Below are 16,840 nucleotides of genomic sequence, written 5' to 3'. Positions count from 1 at the left end.
CCCATGACTGCCTCCAAAAGACAGTCTTGAATCTGATTTGCTCAGCCTTGGGAATCCCCAAGAGTCCACACGACCTAGAGCACTTTCAGTCGAACATGCGATGCGCTTTAGGTCCCATTTCATGTCGTTATCCCAACCGATGCACAGTTTTGGGCGACATGCTTTAGCGGAGAAGGCAACATGACCACGATCGATCTCAACAGCGATCTCGGCGAGGGCTACGGCGCCTGGCGGATGGGCGACGACGAGGCGATGCTTTCCATCGTCTCTAGCGCCAACGTCGCCTGCGGCTTTCACGCCGGCGACCCGGCCGGCATTTTGAAGACGGTGAAGGCGGCGGCGGAACGGGGCGTCTCGGTCGGCGCCCACGTCTCCTACCCGGACCGCGTCGGCTTCGGCCGGCGCGACATGGACGTGACGAGCGCCGAGCTCGTCGCAGACGTCATCTACCAGATCGGGGCGCTGAAGGGCATCGCCGCGGCGGCCGGCACGCAGGTCCGCTACGTCAAGCCGCACGGCGCGCTCTACAACCGCATCGCAACCGACGCGAAGCAGGGCGCCGCCGTGATCGAGGCGATCAGGGCGGTCGACCCTTCGCTCGTGCTGATGGGCCTCGCCAACGCGCCGATCCTCGACCTTGCCCGCAATGCCGGCCTGAGCGTCGTCGCCGAAGCCTTCGCCGATCGCGCCTACACGCCGGCAGGGCACCTCGTTTCCCGCCGCGAGCCGGGCGCCGTGCTGCACGACCCGGCGCTCATCGCCCGGCGCATGTTGCGGCTGGCGACGGACGGCACGATCGAGGCGGCCGACGGCAGCGTCATCCGCATCGACGCGAAGTCCATCTGCGTGCATGGCGACAGCCCCGATGCCGTGGCGATCGCCCGCGAGATCCGCCGGACCTTCGAGGCCGAGGGGATAGCGGTGCGATCCTTCCTCACGCAAAGCCCCGCGTGAGGAGGATCAAATGAACGCAACGGAACCTCGTCGCCACACCGACGCGGGAGCGGCGCAGGCCGCGCGCGCACGCTATCGTGCAGGCGCGGTCGAGCCGACCTCCGGCATCGCACCCGGGTTCACCCAGGCGAACATGATCGTGCTGCCGCGCGACTGGGCCTATGACTTCCTGCTCTATGCCCAGCGCAACCCGAAACCCTGCCCCGTCCTCGACGTCACCGATGCGGGCTCGGCGACGACCGTGCTGGCGCCGGGTGCGGACCTTCGCACCGACCTGCCGCTCTATCGGATCTGGCGGGACGGAAAGCTCGCCGAGGAGACGGCGGACGCCACCGCCGCCTGGCGCGAGCATTCCGACCTCGTCGCCTTCCTGATCGGCTGCAGCTTCACCTTCGAGACTGCGCTGGTGGAGGCCGGCATCGAGGTCCGCCACATGGCCGACCGAAGCAATGTGCCGATGTACCTGACCGACCGCCCCTGTCGGCCCGCCGGCAGGCTGCGCGGCAACATGGTCGTCTCCATGCGGCCGATCCCGGCTTCGCGCGTCGCCGATGCGGCGACCATCTCCGGCCGCTTTCCGGCCGTCCACGGTGCCCCCGTGCATGTCGGCGATCCGGCGCTCATCGGCATTCGGGACCTGGCGAGGCCGGATTTCGGCGACCCGGTGCGTGTCGAACCTGGCGAGCTTCCGGTCTTCTGGGCTTGCGGCGTCACGCCGCAGGCGGCGGTCATGGCCTCGGACGTGCCCTTCGCGATCACCCATGCGCCGGGGCACATGTTCATTACCGACGTACCCGATTCCGCCTATCACGCCTGAGGTCACGATGCGCTTCCTTCCCGTCAGCCTGACGACGTTTCTCGTGGAGCTTGCCGGCCTCGACGAGACCCTGGCGCTCTTCGCCTCGCTGGAGGCCGAACCGCTCGAGGGCATCGAGGAGATGGTGCCGGCGGCGCGCACGCTGATGATCCGCTTTCGCCCGGAGCAAGCGACGGCGGAAGACCTCGCGGGCGCCATCGCCGCCCGCGACCTCTCGACCCGCGTCGCACCGTCCGAGCGGCTGGTGGAAATTCCGGTGCGGTACGACGGCGAGGACCTGGAAGAGGTTGCGCGGCTGACGGGACTGAGCGTCGAGGAGGTGATCCGCCGCCACACGCAAAGCGAATTCACCGTCGCCTTCTGCGGCTTCGCCCCGGGCTTCGGCTATCTCGTCGGCGGCGACCCGGCGCTGCACGTGCCGCGCCGACAGACGCCGCGCACGCGCATTCCGGCCGGCTCCGTCGCGCTTGCCGGCGCCTTCAGCGGCGTCTACCCCCAGGCAAGCCCGGGCGGTTGGCAGATCATCGGCGTGACGCCGGTCAAGATGTGGGATCTCACCCGCGATCCGCCGGCGCTTCTCGAGCCCGGCACCCGCGTTCGGTTCTACGACTGTTCCAGGCGCGCCGTCCCGGCGCCGGCCGCAGCGTCGGAATCCCGGAGCGATACCGCGGCGGGGACAACGGCGAGCGAAGACGCCACGCGCTTCACGGTGCGCGCCGCCCCTATTCCGGCACTGTTCCAGGACTCCGGCCGCTTCGGCATGTCCGGCCAGGGCGTGTCGGCTTCCGGCGCGCTCGACCGAAGCGCGCTGAAGACGGCCAACCGCGCGGTCGGCAATTCCTCCGGCGCCGCCTGCCTCGAGATCACGCTCGGCGGCTTCTCCTTCGAGAGTTCCGGCCGCGCGGTGATCGCGCTTACCGGCGCGCCCTGCCCGCTCACGATAAAGGACCGGTCGGGAAAGAGTTTCGAAGCGGGCTGCTGCCGGCCGATACCGCTCGAACCGGGTGACGTGGTGACGCTCGGCCATCCGCCGAAGGGGATGCGCTCCTACCTTGCGGTTCGCGGCGGCTTCGATGTGCCGAAGGTCCTCGGCAGCGCCGCCACCGACACGCTCGCCGTCATCGGACCGGAGCCGGTCGCGGCCGGTGCCGTCCTGGCGATCAGGCGCCCGGCCTCGCCCATGGAGAGCGTGTCGATTTCTGAAACACCGGGTGAAGACCTTCCGGCCGTTGGCGACGTCGTTACGCTCGACGTGGTGATGGGGCCGCGCACCGACTGGTTCACCGCGGCCGCCATCGCCCGGTTCTTAGACCAGGAATGGTTGGTGACGCCGCAGTCGAGCCGCGTCGGCATCCGGCTTCTCGGCGACGTGCCGCTGGAGCGCATCGACAGGGCGGAACTGCCGAGCGAGGGAACGGCGACGGGTGCGATCCAGGTGCCGCACAACGGCCAGCCGGTGCTCTTTCTCGCCGATCACCCGCTGACGGGCGGCTATCCGGTCATCGGCACCGTCGCCGAATACCATCTCGATCTCGCCGGTCAGATTCCGGTCAATGCAAGAATAAGGTTCCGACCCGTCACGCGTTTCGCCGAGATCCGGCCACGGCGCGGCGCACGGCCGGGAGGGAGGAGACATCCATGAAGAAAGTGCTGATCGCCAATCGCGGCGAGATCGCCGTGCGCATCATCCGCGCCTGCCGCGACTACGGCGTCGCCTCGGTCGCCGTCTATGCCGACCCGGACGTCGACGCCCTCTTCGTGCGGCTTGCGGACGAGGCCTACGGCCTTGGCGGCAGCCGCCCGGCCGAAACCTATCTCGATATCGCCAAGCTGATCGAGGTCGCCCGCCGCTGCGGGGTGGATGCCGTGCATCCTGGCTACGGCTTCCTCTCCGAAAGGGCGGAGTTCGCCCGTGCCGTCATCGACGCCGGGCTGACCTGGATTGGCCCCGACCCGCAGGTGATCGAGGCGCTGGGCGACAAGGTCGAAGCCCGCCGTATCGCCGAGCGCGTCGGCGCGCCCCTCGTCGCCGGCAGCGACGGCCCGGTGGAAAGCGCCGCCGAGGTCGTCGCGTTCGCGGAGAAGCACGGTTTGCCGGTTGCCATCAAGGCCGCGCATGGCGGCGGCGGACGCGGCCTGAAGGTCGCGCGGCAGATCGATGAGATCGCCGAACTCTACGCCTCCGCCGTCCGCGAGGCGACGGCGGCCTTCGGCCGCGGCGAGTGTTTCGTCGAGCGCTTCCTCGACCGGCCCCGCCACATCGAGGCGCAGGTGCTTGCCGACCGGCACGGCAGGGTGCTCGTCCTCGGTACCCGCGATTGCTCGCTGCAGAGGCGCAATCAGAAGCTTGTCGAGGAGGCTCCCGCCCCGTTCCTGACCGATGCCCAGCGCAATGCGATCCATGATGCCGCCAGGGCGATCTGTGCCGCCGCCGGCTATGTCGGCGCTGGATCGGTCGAGTTCCTGCTCGGCGCCGACGGCACCATCTCTTTCCTCGAGGTCAATACCCGGCTCCAGGTCGAGCATCCGGTGACCGAGGAGACGACCGGCATCGACCTCGTCGTCGAACAGTTCCGCATCGCCGACGGCCTGCCGCTCGAGATCGCCGAGACGCCGCCGCGCGGTCATGCGATCGAGTTCCGCATCAACGCCGAGGATCCCGGCCGCGGTTTCCTGCCGACCCCGGGCCGGATCACCGCCTTCGAGCCGCCCGCCGGACCGGGCATCCGCCTCGACAGCGGCGTCGTCACGGGCTCGACCGTGCCTGGCGTCTTCGATTCGCTGGTGGCGAAGCTGATTGTCACCGGGCCGACCCGGAGCGAGGCGCTGCGGCGGGCGCGCCGGGCGCTCGCCGAATTTCGCATCGAAGGCGTGGCGACCGTCCTGCCGTTCCACCGCGCCGCCATCGAGACCGCGGATTTCCTCGCGACCGACGGCTTCCGCGTCCATACCCGCTGGATCGAGACCGACTTCGCCGACATGCCAGCGGCCGGGGCGCGGCCGGAGCGTGCGCCGGACCCTTCGCTCGTGCGCACGCATGTCGAGATCGACGGCAGGAGGCACGAGCTCGCCATTCCTTCCATGCTCCTCGCCGGGTTCACGGCAGCGGCAAAAGAGGGAAATGCCGCTCCGGCCGAGCGCGCGGCGGTTGATCCGGACGACCTGACGGCGCCCGTCGCCGGCACGCTGCAGGCCTGGAAGATTGCCGATGGCGACGAAGTAAGCCAGGGAGCGCTGATTGCCGTCATGGAAGCGATGAAGATGGAGACACCGATCACCGCCCCCCGCGACGGCACGATCCGCATCGTCGCCGCGGAGGGAAGCTATCTCCAGGCCGGTGCGTTGATCGGGCGATATGAAGGCTCGGGCGAGAAGAGGTGAGGAAGGCTCGCCGGCCGATGGAGGGCCCTGAAGCCCCCCGCAGGTTTTGCTCAGAGGCCGATGTTTCGCCGCGAGGCAATGACATAGAGCGCGCCTGCAAGCGTTGCGACGGCGCAATAGGTGATGGCGCCGAGCGGGCCGAAGCCGTCCACGAATAGGCCGCCGAGGATGGCGCCGCTGGCGATCGCCACCTGGAAGGTCGCAACGATCAGGCCGCCGGTGCTTTCCGCATGGTCGGGCGCGGCGCGCACCATCCAGGTCTGGACGGCGACGGGCAGCGCGCCGAATGCGAAGCCCCAGAGGGTAACCGCGCCGGCCGATACGATGTCGATCGAACCGAAGACCGCGAGGGCGAGCGCCATTGCCGCGATCATCAGCGTGCCGAGGCTGACGGCGGCGACGATGCTGCGCTCGATGACGAGGCCGCCGGCGAGATTGCCGAAGAAGCCGCCGACGCCATAGGCAAAAAGGATCAGCGAGATCGCCTCGATGCCGAAGGCGGGCACCGTCTCCAGGAAGGGGCGCACATAGGTGAAGCCGGCAAAATGGCCCGAGACGAAGAGCAGGACCGTAATGATGCCGATGCGGGTGCTCGGTCGCCGGAAGAGATCGAACAGGAGTTTCAGGCTCGGTACCGACTGCGGCGGCAGGCGCGGAATGCTTGCCATCTGCACGACAAGCGTCACCGCGCCGACCGCGGTCGCCATCAGGAAGGCGGCGCGCCAGCCCCAGAGGTCGCCGATATAGGCACCGACCGGCGCGGCGCAGACCGTCGCCACCGAAACGCCGGTAAAGACGATCGACATGGCGCGCGGCACGAGGGCCATCGGCACGAGGCGAAGCGCGATCGCCGCCATCATCGACCAGAAGCCGCCAAGCCCGATGCCGAGGATGATCCGCGCGGCAAGCAGCATGGCGAGGTTCGTTGCAAAAGCGGCGAGCAGGCTCGATACGATCAGCGCCAGGGTGAAGCCCCAGAGGACGAGCCGGCGATCGATCGCACGCGTGACGATCGCGGTCGTCAGGCCCGCGATCGCGCCGACGACGGCCGTTGCCGTGACCGCCTGGCCAGCCGTGCCCGTGCTGATCCCGAGATCGGCCGCCATCGGCGTCAGGATGCTGACGGGGAGGAACTCGGCGGTGACGAGGCCGAACACGCCCAGCGCGAGAGAGGCGACGCCAGCCCAGGCCGGTTCGCTTCGCCCGTCGCTCGCCGGCATGAACCCGGCCTCCAATGTCGTTGCTGTGTCTGTCATTCGAGCGGTCTCCATTGTCGGTTCGGGTTAGATAAGGCGTGACGCTCTGGACATTCCATGCTAGAAATTCCGCAATGCTTGATCGTTCGTCCAAATATTCCGCCGACCCTTCGGAAGATTCCCTGACCGACCTCTTGCGCGGATTGCGTCTCGACGGCGTCGACTACGTGCGCTGCGAACTGACGGACCCCTGGGGGATTTCGTTTCCGCCGCAGGAGGCGGCACGGTTTCATTTCATCTGCGACAATTGCTGGCTGCGCCTGCCCGAGGGCGAGTGGATCGAGCTGAAGCGCGGCGACGCGGTGCTCCTGCCGCGCGGCGGCGCGCATGCGCTGGCGAGCGCTCCGGATCGGAAGCTGTCGCCGCTCGAGGCCTATTCGGCCCAGGAGGTGTGCGACTGCGTCTACAACGTCTGCGGCGGCGGGCGTGGCGAAGCCACGATCCTCTTTTGCGGATCGTTGCGGTTCAACATGGACGCCATGCATCCGCTGCTGCGGATGATGCCCGACGTGATGCGCATCGACGCGCTCACCGCCAGCGAGCCGGCGATCCCGCACCTGCTCGACGCCATGGCGCGCGAGGTCGGCGCGAGCCGCGTCGGCTCGGGCGGCGTGCTGGCACGGCTTGCGGACGTGCTGGCGGCGCTGATCATTCGCTCCTGGGTGGAGCATGGATGCGGCAACACGAGCGGCTGGGTGGCGGCGGTCCGCCATCCCGCCATCGGCCGCGTGATCGCCGCCATGCATCGCGATCCGGAAAAGGACTGGACCGTCGATTCCCTCGCCAGGCTCATGGGCGCCTCACGCTCCGGCTTCGCCCAGCAGTTCGCGGCGGTCGTCGGCGAGACACCGGCGCGTTACCTGGCGCAGGTGCGCATGCACCAGGCGCGCCAATGGCTGACGCGCGACCGCATGCGCATTTCCGTCGTGGCGCGGCGCCTCGGCTACGATTCAGAGGCCTCCTTCAGCCGCGCCTTCAAGCGCGTCATCGGCGTGCCGCCAAGCCACTATCGCGGCGCCGAGCCGCCGGACGCGCCGACATTCGCCAGCGGCGACGGGCCTGAGGCTCTTGGCAGCCAGAGCATTTTGCAGTCAGGTGGAAGCACCTGACGTCGCAAGAAATGCGGCAAACAAACAGATAGAGCGGTGGCGCGAACGCATGTGAGTGCCTCCCGCTCTAGCCTTCCGCAACGAAGGAAAGGTGGCCTTGGTCCGCCAAGGCGTCGAGATAGTCGCGGGCGTCGAAAACGGCCCCAGGCGCCTGGGCTCCAATATCCCTCGCCTTGCCGTCAAGGATGCGCTGCACGGCTTCGCAGATGAGCGGTGCGGAGAAGGCGTAGATGTCCCGACCCTGTGCGCCAATCCGCCGGGCGTGCTCGCCGTGTCGCACGATCGCCTCGACCAGAAATGTCTGCGCGGACCGGCCCTCGTCATCGGCAGGTGCCGGCGGTGGCGTCGCCGGGTCCCGAACGTCACTGAGGGCGGTGCGACTGAGATAGGTGCGGAGCTCGGATGAGCGCTTATGCCGGGCAATCACGACGATCTCCGAAAAGGGGAGCTCGACGACCTTTTGCCGGGCAAACGGTTCCGCGAAATCCCAGTCCATCTCCGCGGCCGGCTGAGCGACCGGCGTCAGCCTACCGTTGGCGACCACCATGCGCCGCGCGGTGTTCTTCTCACCGGTTATTCGCGTCCCTTGCGTCGGATGCCAACTGTCGAGGGCAATCCCGACACTGATCTCGTCGGCGAAATCCCAATCGCCCATGGCTGTCGTCACGAGCAGGTCGGCAAAGCCGCCGTAAAAGCCCATGGCCGGAATGGCGAGCACGCCGGCGTCGCGCGCCGCCTTGTCGAACTTGTCATAGGACGCCTGCACGCTCGGCTGCTCCGCCGTCACGTCGAGGTAGTGGATCCCCGCACGAAGCGCCGCGGAAATCACCGCATCCGCGGTTTCCAGGAAGGGGCCGGCACAGTTGATGACGGCGGCCGCCTCCTTGAATGCGTGATCGAGCGATTCCGGGTCCTCTATCGAAGCACTCCGCACCTCGATGCCGCGATCCGCGAATGCCGCCAGTTTCGCCGTGTCGCGTGCCACGGCGATCGGAGTGATGCCGCGGCGCATGAGTTCCGCAACGACGAAACGCCCCGTATGCCCGGCAGCGCCAAACACGGCGACAGCCCGATCCTGCTTCGAAATTCCCGGTAACCGACAGTCATCGATTTCCTCCACGATACAGACCTGTTTGTTTCTTGACGATACGTACAAGTCTGTAGCGTGTCAAGCATGCTTGTGTTAGATTCCGGACTCCGGAGGTGAAGGATGACGAAAAGCGCGGCCAAACCGAATGACCACGATGCTGTCGACGTGAGGGACAGGATCCTCGAAACCGCCTCGACCCTCTTCTATGAGCGCGGCGTGCGCGCCGTGGGTGTTGACCTCGTGGTCGCCGAGGCAGGGGTCGCCAAGACCAGTCTCTATCGCCATTTCGGCACGAAGGACGACCTGGTCGCCGCTTTTCTCGCCCGCGAGGACGAGGATTTCTGGGGCACGTGGGGCCGCGTGGCCGAAAAGCACGTGGATGATGCCGAAGCCGAACTCGACGCGCACCTGGAATGGATCGGCGAGCGGGTCGGGCGGCCGAACTATCGCGGCTGCCCGCAGATCAACGTTGCTGCGGAGTTCCCGGAAGCCGACCACCCCGCCCGCCGGGTCGCGGCCGCGCACAAGCGCGAACTGAGGCGTCGCCTGAAAGGGATCGCCGAGCGGCTGAGCGCTCGCCGCCCGGACGAACTTGCCGGTCAGCTCGCATTGCTCATCAACGGCGCCTTCGTCAGTTCGCAGGTTCTCGAAGCGGAGGAAGCCACTCCACTCCTGCAGCGAACCGCGCATGCGCTGATTGCCGCCGCTCGGTCATCGTGAACTGGCTGGCCGGCTTCGATTTCGAGACCAAGGTCATCGCTCGTGTGCCGGAAGTGGCGTAGGCTTCTGCTGCAGGATCGCCCGGCTGTGGTCTACCGCAGGCGTCGGCCGTCCTTGGCGAAGAAGCGCCTGCGGTCCTCGGGCACCGCGAAAGAGAGCTTGTCACCGGCTTTCCAGTCCCGCCCTTCGCGCTGCTCGACGACAATGCTCTGCCCGTCCTCGATCTGACAATAGAGATAACGCGTGCCGCCAAGATATTCAGAGAACTCGACCTCGGCCGTGATCCGTTCCGGACCCGGTTCCGCCGCCGTCATGTGCTCCGGCCTGATGCCGAGGAGCAGGCGATCGCCGGGCGCCAGGCCGGTGCCGTCGATCGCCGCCCGCATCGTCGCCTTGCCGACCCGGATCGTTCCCTCGCCCAGCCATTCGGCCTCGAGGAAATTCATGCGCGGCGAACCGATGAAGCCCGCCACGAACATGTTTTCCGGGTCTTCATAGACGTCGCGGGGGCTGCCGGCCTGCTCGATCCGGCCGTCCCTGAGCACGACGATCTTGTCGGCGAGCGTCATCGCTTCCGTCTGGTCGTGGGTGACATAGATCATCGTGTTGCCGAGCTCGCGGTGGAGCCGGGCGATCTCGATGCGCATCGAGACGCGCAGCTCCGCGTCGAGGTTGGAGAGCGGCTCGTCGAACAGGAAGACGTCGGGCTTGCGCACGATCGCCCGGCCGATCGCCACGCGCTGGCGCTGGCCGCCGGAAAGCTGGCCGGGTCGACGGTCGAGCAGATGGTCGATCTTGAGGATGGCGGAGGCCTGTGCCACGCGCTTGTCGATATCGGCCTTGTCCGTGCGCGCCATCTTGAGCCCGAAGGCGAGATTGTCGCGCACGCTCATGTGCGGATAGAGCGCATAGGACTGGAAGACCATGGCAATCCCGCGTTCGGAGGGGTCGAGATCGGTCACGTCCCTGCCCTTGATCGCGATCTCGCCATCCGTTACCTCCTCGAGCCCGGCGATCATGCGCAGCAGCGTCGACTTTCCGCAGCCGGACGGGCCGACGAAGACGACGAAATCGCCCTCCTCGATCGTCAGGTCGATGCCATGGATCACCTCAAGCGCGCCGTAGCTCTTGCGCACGCCGTTGAGCACGACGCTCCTGTTGCTGGTACCGTTCGCCATGCTTGAGATCGCCTACCTGTCCACCTGCATCCAGACGAGCATTTCGCCCGGCGCCCGGTTGTCCCAGAGATGATAGGGCACGAAGCGCGCCTTGTGAGGCCTGCGCCCGGCCGGCTCGTCGCGATAGAGCGGCTTGCCCCAGTTCTGCGCGTCTTCGCGCTCGACCGCGAGATCGATGGCGACGGCGCCGTTCAGGTCCTCGAGCACCGTCGTCCCGGCGGCCGGAAGATTGCGGGGAAGAACGATCGCGTTCAGGTCCTCGCCGTTGTCGGTTGCCTCGACGCAATAGACGAGCGGCCCGCGCATCAGCGCGACGCGCCCGGCATCCTGCCGGACCTTCGGATTGGCATATTGCGGCCGCAGCTCGAGCGGCAGGTCGAGCTCGATGCGGTCGCCGTCGGCCCATTCGCGCTCGATGCGGGCATAGCCGTCGATGACACTGGCCGAAAGATCGAGCCTCGCGCCGTTGACGCTGAGGCTCGCGCCCTTCGCCCATTCCGGTATGCGCAGCGACAGCGCAAACCGCGCCGGCCTCTCGGGCTTCGCCGTGAAGGCGACCGCTCCCTCCCAGGGATAGTTGGTCATCTGCCTGAGCTCGACCCTGGTGCCGTCCGCGAGCTTCATCCGCGCCGTGCTCTCGCCATAGAGGTGGACGGCGACCTCATCCTCGGCGACGGCATACATGTAGGAGCCGATGGAGGTGACGAGGCGGGCGATGTTCGGCGGGCAGCAGGGGCAATGGTGCCACTTCCAGCGATGGTGCTTGCCGGCGCTTTCGAGCGGGTTGTCGTAGAAGAAGGCCTTGCCGTCGATCGCAAGGCCCGGCAGCGCGCCGTTGTAAAGCGCCTGTTCCATGACATCGGCATAGCGGCGATCGGGCCCGCGGCCGAGCATCCGGCTCGCCCAGAAGACGAGGCCGACCGAGGCGCAGGTCTCGGCATAGGCTGTGTCGTTCGGGAGATCGTAATAGTCGGTGAACCCCTCGTTCGAGGCGGCTGGCCCGATGCCGCCGGTGATGTACATCTGCTTCGTGGTGAGGTCGTCCCACAGCGCCTCCAGCGCCGCCGTCAGGCTGTCGTCCTTGTATTCGGTGGCGATGTCGGCCATGCCGGAATAGAGGTACATGGCGCGCACGGCGTGCCCCACCACCTTCTTCTGCTCCCGCACGGGCTGGTGCGCCTGGCCGTATTCGTAGGTCTTCTGAATGAAGTTCGCCGGATCGCGGCCGTCGCGTCGCGCTTCCTCGGTGAAGAAATGCGGCTCGGTGCCGCGCTCGTCGATGAAGAACTTTGACAGGTCGAGATACTTCTTCTCGCCGGTGACGCGGGCGAGCTTGACGAGGGCGAGCTCGATCTCCTCATGGCCGCAATAGCCGGGGATCTGGCCTTCGCCATGGCCGAAGACGGTAATCATGTAGTCGGCAAAGCGGCACATGATGTCGAGCAGCTTGCGCTTGCCGGTTGCCTGGTAATAGGCGACGGCGGCCTCGATCAGATGGCCGGCGCAATAGAGCTCGTGATGATCGCGCAGGTTCTTCCAGCGGTGGTCCGGCTGCACGCGCTGGAACCAGGCATTGAGGTAGCCGTCCTTGTCCTGCAGCTTCTCATACATGTCGATGATCCGGTCGGCGCGGGCCTCGAGGTCCGGGTTGGGGCGGCGATAGAGCGAATAGGCGATCGTCTCGATCGACTTGCCGAGGTCGGAATCCCAGAACATCTGCGTCGTGCCGCCCCAGGGCTGGATGGGAATGACGATGCCGGGGCTCGGCTGGCTGACGTCGATCGCCCTCACCATCCCGGCCTCGACGCAGCGATCGAGCAGGGTCTCGGCGGTGGATTGGCAGACGGCATCCTGCCATTTGCCCCAGAAGCCGCCGAGCTCGACATCGGGAACGGCGACGGGGCGGAACTGACGATCTTTCATGGTCTTGCTCATGGGATCACTTTCACTCTTGGAGATCATTTGACGGCGCCGGCCATCAGCCCGCGCATGTAGTAGCGTTGCAGCAGAAGGAAGACGAAGAGGCAGGGCACCACCATCACCGCGACGCCGGCCTGCACCGCCCCCCAGTTGATGGCGCCGAGCCGGCCGGCGCGCACGGCGGTCATCAGCACCGGCAGCGTGTAGTTGTCGTTGCTGGACAGGAGCACCAGCGCGGCGAAGAACTCGTTCCAGGCGTTGAGGAAGGCGAAGATCGACACGGTCGCGATCCCCGGCATCACCAGCGGCAGAAGCACCCTGACGAGCAGCTTCAGGTCGCGTGCGCCGTCGATGCGCGCCGCCTCCTCGATCTCCTTCGGCACCGCGTCGAAGGCGTTGCGCATCATGAAGACGGAGAAGGGAAGCTGCAGCGTCACATAGACGAGCATCAGCCCGACGAGCGAATTGTTGAGCCCCAGCCGCGCCAGGATGATGAAGAGCGGCGTCAGGATCGACTGGAAGGGGATCATCAGCGTCGCGATGATCAGGACGAAAAGCACGTTCTTGAAGGCGAAGCGGTAGCGCGAGAAGCCGTAGCCGGCGAGGACGCTGACCGCGACCGTCAAAAGGACCGTACCGATCGAGACGGTCAGCGAATTGAACATGTGCTGCCCGATGCCGGCGCCGAAGGTATCGAGCGCGCGGTAGGCATCGAAGCTCATCCCCGAGCGCGGCCATGGCGGGATCGGCGGCGAGCCGGAGTCGCTGTTCGGCCGGAAGGAGGAGAAGAACATCACGGCGAAGGGCGCCAGGAAGAAGAAGGCGGTGCCGATACCGATGCCGTGATAGGCGATCCTGTCCCAAAGCGCCTTGCGGGCGCGGATTTCGCGACGCGTCCTCATGGGCGTTCCTCCCCCACCTTGAGCAGCCAGAGCTGGACGACGCTGAGCGTGACGAGGATCAGGAGCAGCGCGATCGACAGTGCAGCGCCGTAGCCGAGATTGAAGGACACGAAGGACTGGTTGAAGATGTAGTAGACGACCGAGATCATCCGGTTCTGCGGCCCGCCGCTGGTCATGATGTAGAACTGGTCGAAGGCGAGGATCGAGCCGGTGACAGAGAGGATCAGCGCAAGCGCCATCGTCCGCCGCATCAGGGGCAGCGTCAGGTGAAGGAAGCGCTGCCAGCGTCCCGCGCCGTCGATGCGGGCCGCCTCGGTCAGTTCGGTCGGGATCGCCTGGAGCCCGGTCAGGAGGATGATCATGGTGAAGCCGGCGATCTTCCACACCACCATGACGATGATCGTCAGGAAGGCCGTGTCGAACCTGGCGAGCAGGTTGATCCGCCCGGAGGTCAGGCCCAGCATCTCGAAGAGCGGCGCGAAGAGCCCGCTGTCGACATTGGCAAGCCAGACCCAGAGCAGCGACGCCGACGCCAGGCCGACGACGACCGGCAGGAAAATGATGGTGCGATAGGCCGAGACGAGGGGCCTCTCTTTCTCGACGAAGATCGCCAGCGGAAAGGCGACCGCGAAAATGGCGATGGTGACGATCAGCGTGTAATGGGCGGTGAAGCCGAGGGCGTTGAAGAACCGCGCATCGGTGAACATCCGCGCATAATTGCCGAGGCCGATCCAGGTCGGCGCGCCGAGCAGCGGCCATTTGTGCAGGCTCATCCACACCGTGAAGAGCACGGGCAGCACGAAGAAGAGGGTGACGAGCGCCATGACCGGCGCGATGTAGAGCAGTCCGCGCCATCCGGACCGCCGCTGCGGGCGGCGTCGGCGCGTGGTCGGGGGGAGAGCTGCCGTTGTCATGGATGCACTTTTGAGTGAAGGCGGGGTGATGGCGGAAGGGCGTCTGCCGTTGCGGGAGCTGGAATGGGTCGGGGTCGGGGGAGCGGCATCTTAGGATGGCACCCCCCTCTGCCCTGCCGGGCAGGGCAGAGGGAGGCATCACCACCCGCCTTTCAACAATCCCGCCCACCGACCTTATTGCCCGGCGTCGATGATCGACTGCATCTCGGCCTGCGCATTCGCGAAGGCGCCGTCGACGTCATCGCCGTAGATCGCGGCATTGGTGAAGGTCGCCCAGGGGCCGTTGGCGCTGTTGATCAGGTCGTTGAACTGCAGCGTGTAGGGCGTCTTGGCGACGGCGATCGCCTCCATGCCCACCTTGAGGCGCGGATCGAGGCCTTCGAGCACCTCGTTGGCGATATCGCCGCGGGTCGGCAGGCTGCCGTATTTCGCCATGATCTTCTGGCCTTCCAGCGAATAGGTATATTCGAGGAACTCCTTGACCTCGGCGAGCCTCGGCGTGCCCTTGGTGACGACGAAGTTGTCGCCGCCGGCAAAGGACGACGGCTTGCCGTCGACGCCGGGGATCAGCGTCACGCCGAAGTTGATCTCCGGATGCTGCGTCACCAGCGTGCCGATCGCGAAGGCGCCGATGCTCTGCTGGCCGATCTTGCCGTTGGTGAAGCTCAGGAAATTGACGCCGTTGTCGCTCGCCGCACCCGCAGGCACCAGATCCTTCTTGACCATGTTGCGGTAGATGTCGACGGCCTTGCGCATCTGAGGCGTATCGAGCGTCGCCGTCTTGCCGTCCGCCGAGAGGATGTCGGCGCCCGCACCCCAGGTGAGCGGTGTGAAGGTGAAGATCATGCAGCCGCCGCAGCTGCCGCCGGAGAAGTAGAAGCCGTAGGTGTCGCCGCCGAGCGCGCGGATCTTCTCGGCATTGGCGGTGATCTCCTCCCAGGTCTTCGGCGCCTTTTCCGGATCGAGGCCGGCCTTCTTGTAGAGATCCTTGTTCCAGGCGAAGATCGAGGTCTCGACCGAGAGCGGCAGGCCGTAGATCCTGTCCTCATAGGTGCCGAGCTTCACATGCGAGGGCGAGAGCGAATTAAAATAGGAGAGCGATTTCGCCCAGTCGCTGAGATCCTCGAGCTGGCCGGCGGCGGCGAAAGCGGGCGTGTAGATCAGGTCGAGCGACAGTGCGTCCGGCGCCTGGCCGCCGGCGATCGCGGTCGCATATTTCTGCACGAGTTCGGCGAAGGGCACCTCGGTCAGTTCGACCTTGTTCTCGTGACCGGCATTGTAGGCCTTCACCACCTCCTTGAAGGAGTCGCCTATGCCCGAGCGCACCCACATGGCGATCGTCTCGGCCGATGCGGTCGAGATCATGCCGGCCGAAATCAGGGCCGTGGCGGCCAGTAGCTTCTTCAACATGCGCATTCCTCCCAAACGCGGGGTCGCCGGCGGCACACCCCTTCCTCCTCGATCAATCCCTTCGGTCCCCGCCTCCGCAGGATTCACGTATGACCAGCTTGCAGGGCAGCTTGCGCAAACCCGGCTCGACCGTCCGCCCCTCCGCAAGCGCGAGCACCATCAGCCCCGCCTCGCGGCCGAGTTCCTTCAAGTTCATGTCGACGGTCGTCAGCGGTGGCCGCGTCTGCGCCGCCATGATTTCCCAGTTGTCGAAACCGATGACCGAAACATCCTCCGGCACTTTCGCGCCGCGCTCGCGCAGGGCGTCGACGACGCCGCGGGCGATCTGGTCGTTGCCGCAGAAGATGCCGTCGGGCTTCCCGCCGCCCTCGTTCCAGAGCCGGTCGACCGCCGCGTGGCCCCAGGCCTCCGACCAGACGCCGTGAAGGACCGGCGCAGCGCTGCCCGCGACCTCGCGGAACGCCTCGGCGCGCTCGACGGCGGAGGCGAATTCCCGCGGACCGGTTATGTGCACCAGCCGCTTGCGGCCGATCCGCTGCAGCCACTCGGTCGCAAGCCTCGCGCCATGACGATCGTCCGCCGTCAGCGTCACGCTGCCGGCCTCGCCCTCGGTGAAGGCATAGACGACCGGCACCGGCAGGCCAGCGAGATCGACCGGGAGAGATCTGTCGACCCGCTTGCCTGTCGCGATGATGCCGTCCACCTGCTTGTCCAGCATGGCGTCGACATGAACCTTGCCGAGTTCCGGATCGTCCTCGATCGCGCAGAGGAACACCGATACCCCATGGTCAACCAGCGCCTCGGAAATGCCGGCCATGACCGGCAGTGTGAAACGGCCATAGGTATCGTTGGTCAGGAGGCCGACTGTAAAACTGCGGTTGCTCAGGAGCCCCCGCGCCAGCGCATTCGGCCTGAAACCGATCTCTGCTGCCAGGCTCTTGATGCGCTCGCGCGTGTCGGCGGCCATGCGGCCGTTGCCGTTGAGCGCCTTCGACACGGTCGAGACGCTGACGCCGGCGATCCTCGCCAGATCGTGAATGGTGACACGATGCCCTTTGCTACGCCGAGCGCTCAGTTTCGCCTCCTCCCGAGAATTGAGAGTGAGAAAACCTTTTCTCACCTCGTGAGTCAATATGAGAAAAGGTTTTCTCAAGAAAAATATGATGATTGCCCGGATATCGCGTTCGGA

The 16,840-nt window shown here is 66.5% G+C and carries 14 protein-coding genes; 6 read left to right on the top strand and 8 right to left on the bottom strand.

Going from position 1 to position 16,840, the window contains the following annotated elements:
• Positions 1–180 precede the first annotated feature (180 nt).
• The 4 genes from ATB98_RS01580 to ATB98_RS01565 are packed head-to-tail and all read left to right on the top strand — an operon-like array spanning position 181 to position 5,152.
• Positions 181–954, top strand: a complete 774-nt coding sequence (locus ATB98_RS01580) for a LamB/YcsF family protein (protein ID WP_066868228.1) — start codon at positions 181–183, stop codon at positions 952–954.
• Between the two features lie 10 nt (positions 955–964).
• Positions 965–1,771, top strand: a complete 807-nt coding sequence (locus ATB98_RS01575) for a putative hydro-lyase (RefSeq protein ID WP_066868226.1) — start codon at positions 965–967, stop codon at positions 1,769–1,771.
• Between the two features lie 7 nt (positions 1,772–1,778).
• On the top strand, positions 1,779–3,413 hold the full coding sequence (locus ATB98_RS01570; RefSeq protein WP_066868224.1) for a 5-oxoprolinase subunit B/C family protein: 1,635 nt from the start codon (positions 1,779–1,781) through the stop codon (positions 3,411–3,413).
• Positions 3,410–5,152, top strand: coding sequence for an acetyl/propionyl/methylcrotonyl-CoA carboxylase subunit alpha (locus ATB98_RS01565; protein ID WP_066868221.1), 1,743 nt, complete (start codon positions 3,410–3,412; stop codon positions 5,150–5,152). Before ATB98_RS01570 ends, ATB98_RS01565 begins: the two co-directional genes overlap by 4 nt.
• 50 nt (positions 5,153–5,202) lie before the next feature.
• Here the strand turns inward: ATB98_RS01565 and ATB98_RS01560 are convergent, their stop codons facing one another.
• A complete protein-coding gene (locus tag ATB98_RS01560; RefSeq protein ID WP_066868219.1) occupies positions 5,203–6,408 on the bottom strand; it encodes an MFS transporter in 1,206 nt (401 codons plus the stop codon).
• Between the two features lie 74 nt (positions 6,409–6,482).
• On the opposite strand from ATB98_RS01560, the gene ATB98_RS01555 reads away from it, so the two are divergent.
• Positions 6,483–7,517, top strand: a complete 1,035-nt coding sequence (locus ATB98_RS01555) for an AraC family transcriptional regulator (protein ID WP_066868217.1) — start codon at positions 6,483–6,485, stop codon at positions 7,515–7,517.
• Between the two features lie 67 nt (positions 7,518–7,584).
• Here the strand turns inward: ATB98_RS01555 and ATB98_RS01550 are convergent, their stop codons facing one another.
• Positions 7,585–8,604, bottom strand: coding sequence for a saccharopine dehydrogenase family protein (locus tag ATB98_RS01550; protein ID WP_066868244.1), 1,020 nt, complete (start codon positions 8,602–8,604; stop codon positions 7,585–7,587).
• Between the two features lie 123 nt (positions 8,605–8,727).
• Between ATB98_RS01550 and ATB98_RS01545 the strand changes: the two genes are divergently transcribed.
• Positions 8,728–9,327 (top strand): TetR/AcrR family transcriptional regulator, encoded by a 600-nt coding sequence (locus tag ATB98_RS01545; protein WP_066868215.1) that lies wholly within the window; start codon positions 8,728–8,730, stop codon positions 9,325–9,327.
• Positions 9,328–9,419: 92 nt separating this feature from the next.
• Here the strand turns inward: ATB98_RS01545 and ATB98_RS01540 are convergent, their stop codons facing one another.
• The 6 genes from ATB98_RS01540 to ATB98_RS01515 form a co-directional block, all read right to left on the bottom strand.
• Entirely contained in the window at positions 9,420–10,505 is a 1,086-nt protein-coding gene (locus tag ATB98_RS01540; protein WP_066868213.1) for an ABC transporter ATP-binding protein, read from the bottom strand.
• A gap of 12 nt (positions 10,506–10,517) precedes the next feature.
• A complete protein-coding gene (locus ATB98_RS01535) occupies positions 10,518–12,440 on the bottom strand; it encodes a glycoside hydrolase family 127 protein (protein WP_066868210.1) in 1,923 nt (640 codons plus the stop codon).
• Positions 12,441–12,463: 23 nt separating this feature from the next.
• Complete coding sequence (locus ATB98_RS01530; RefSeq protein ID WP_066868206.1) at positions 12,464–13,327, bottom strand: carbohydrate ABC transporter permease; 864 nt, start codon at positions 13,325–13,327, stop codon at positions 12,464–12,466.
• The gene (locus ATB98_RS01525) at positions 13,324–14,241 is read right to left on the bottom strand and encodes a carbohydrate ABC transporter permease (RefSeq protein WP_066868204.1); all 918 of its coding nucleotides are present in this window, start codon (positions 14,239–14,241) and stop codon (positions 13,324–13,326) included. Before ATB98_RS01525 ends, ATB98_RS01530 begins: the two co-directional genes overlap by 4 nt.
• 174 nt (positions 14,242–14,415) lie before the next feature.
• Positions 14,416–15,651, bottom strand: coding sequence for an ABC transporter substrate-binding protein (locus ATB98_RS01520; RefSeq protein WP_066868242.1), 1,236 nt, complete (start codon positions 15,649–15,651; stop codon positions 14,416–14,418).
• 52 nt (positions 15,652–15,703) lie between these two features.
• Positions 15,704–16,672 (bottom strand): LacI family DNA-binding transcriptional regulator, encoded by a 969-nt coding sequence (locus tag ATB98_RS01515; RefSeq protein WP_234781840.1) that lies wholly within the window; start codon positions 16,670–16,672, stop codon positions 15,704–15,706.
• Positions 16,673–16,840: the final 168 nt, after the last annotated feature.

It is taken from the genome of Sinorhizobium saheli, assembly GCF_001651875.1.
Classification (GTDB): Bacteria; Pseudomonadota; Alphaproteobacteria; order Rhizobiales; family Rhizobiaceae; genus Sinorhizobium; species Sinorhizobium saheli.
The sequence above is the reverse complement of the archived record's forward strand: the minus strand, read 5'-3'. Positions and strand labels throughout refer to the sequence as shown.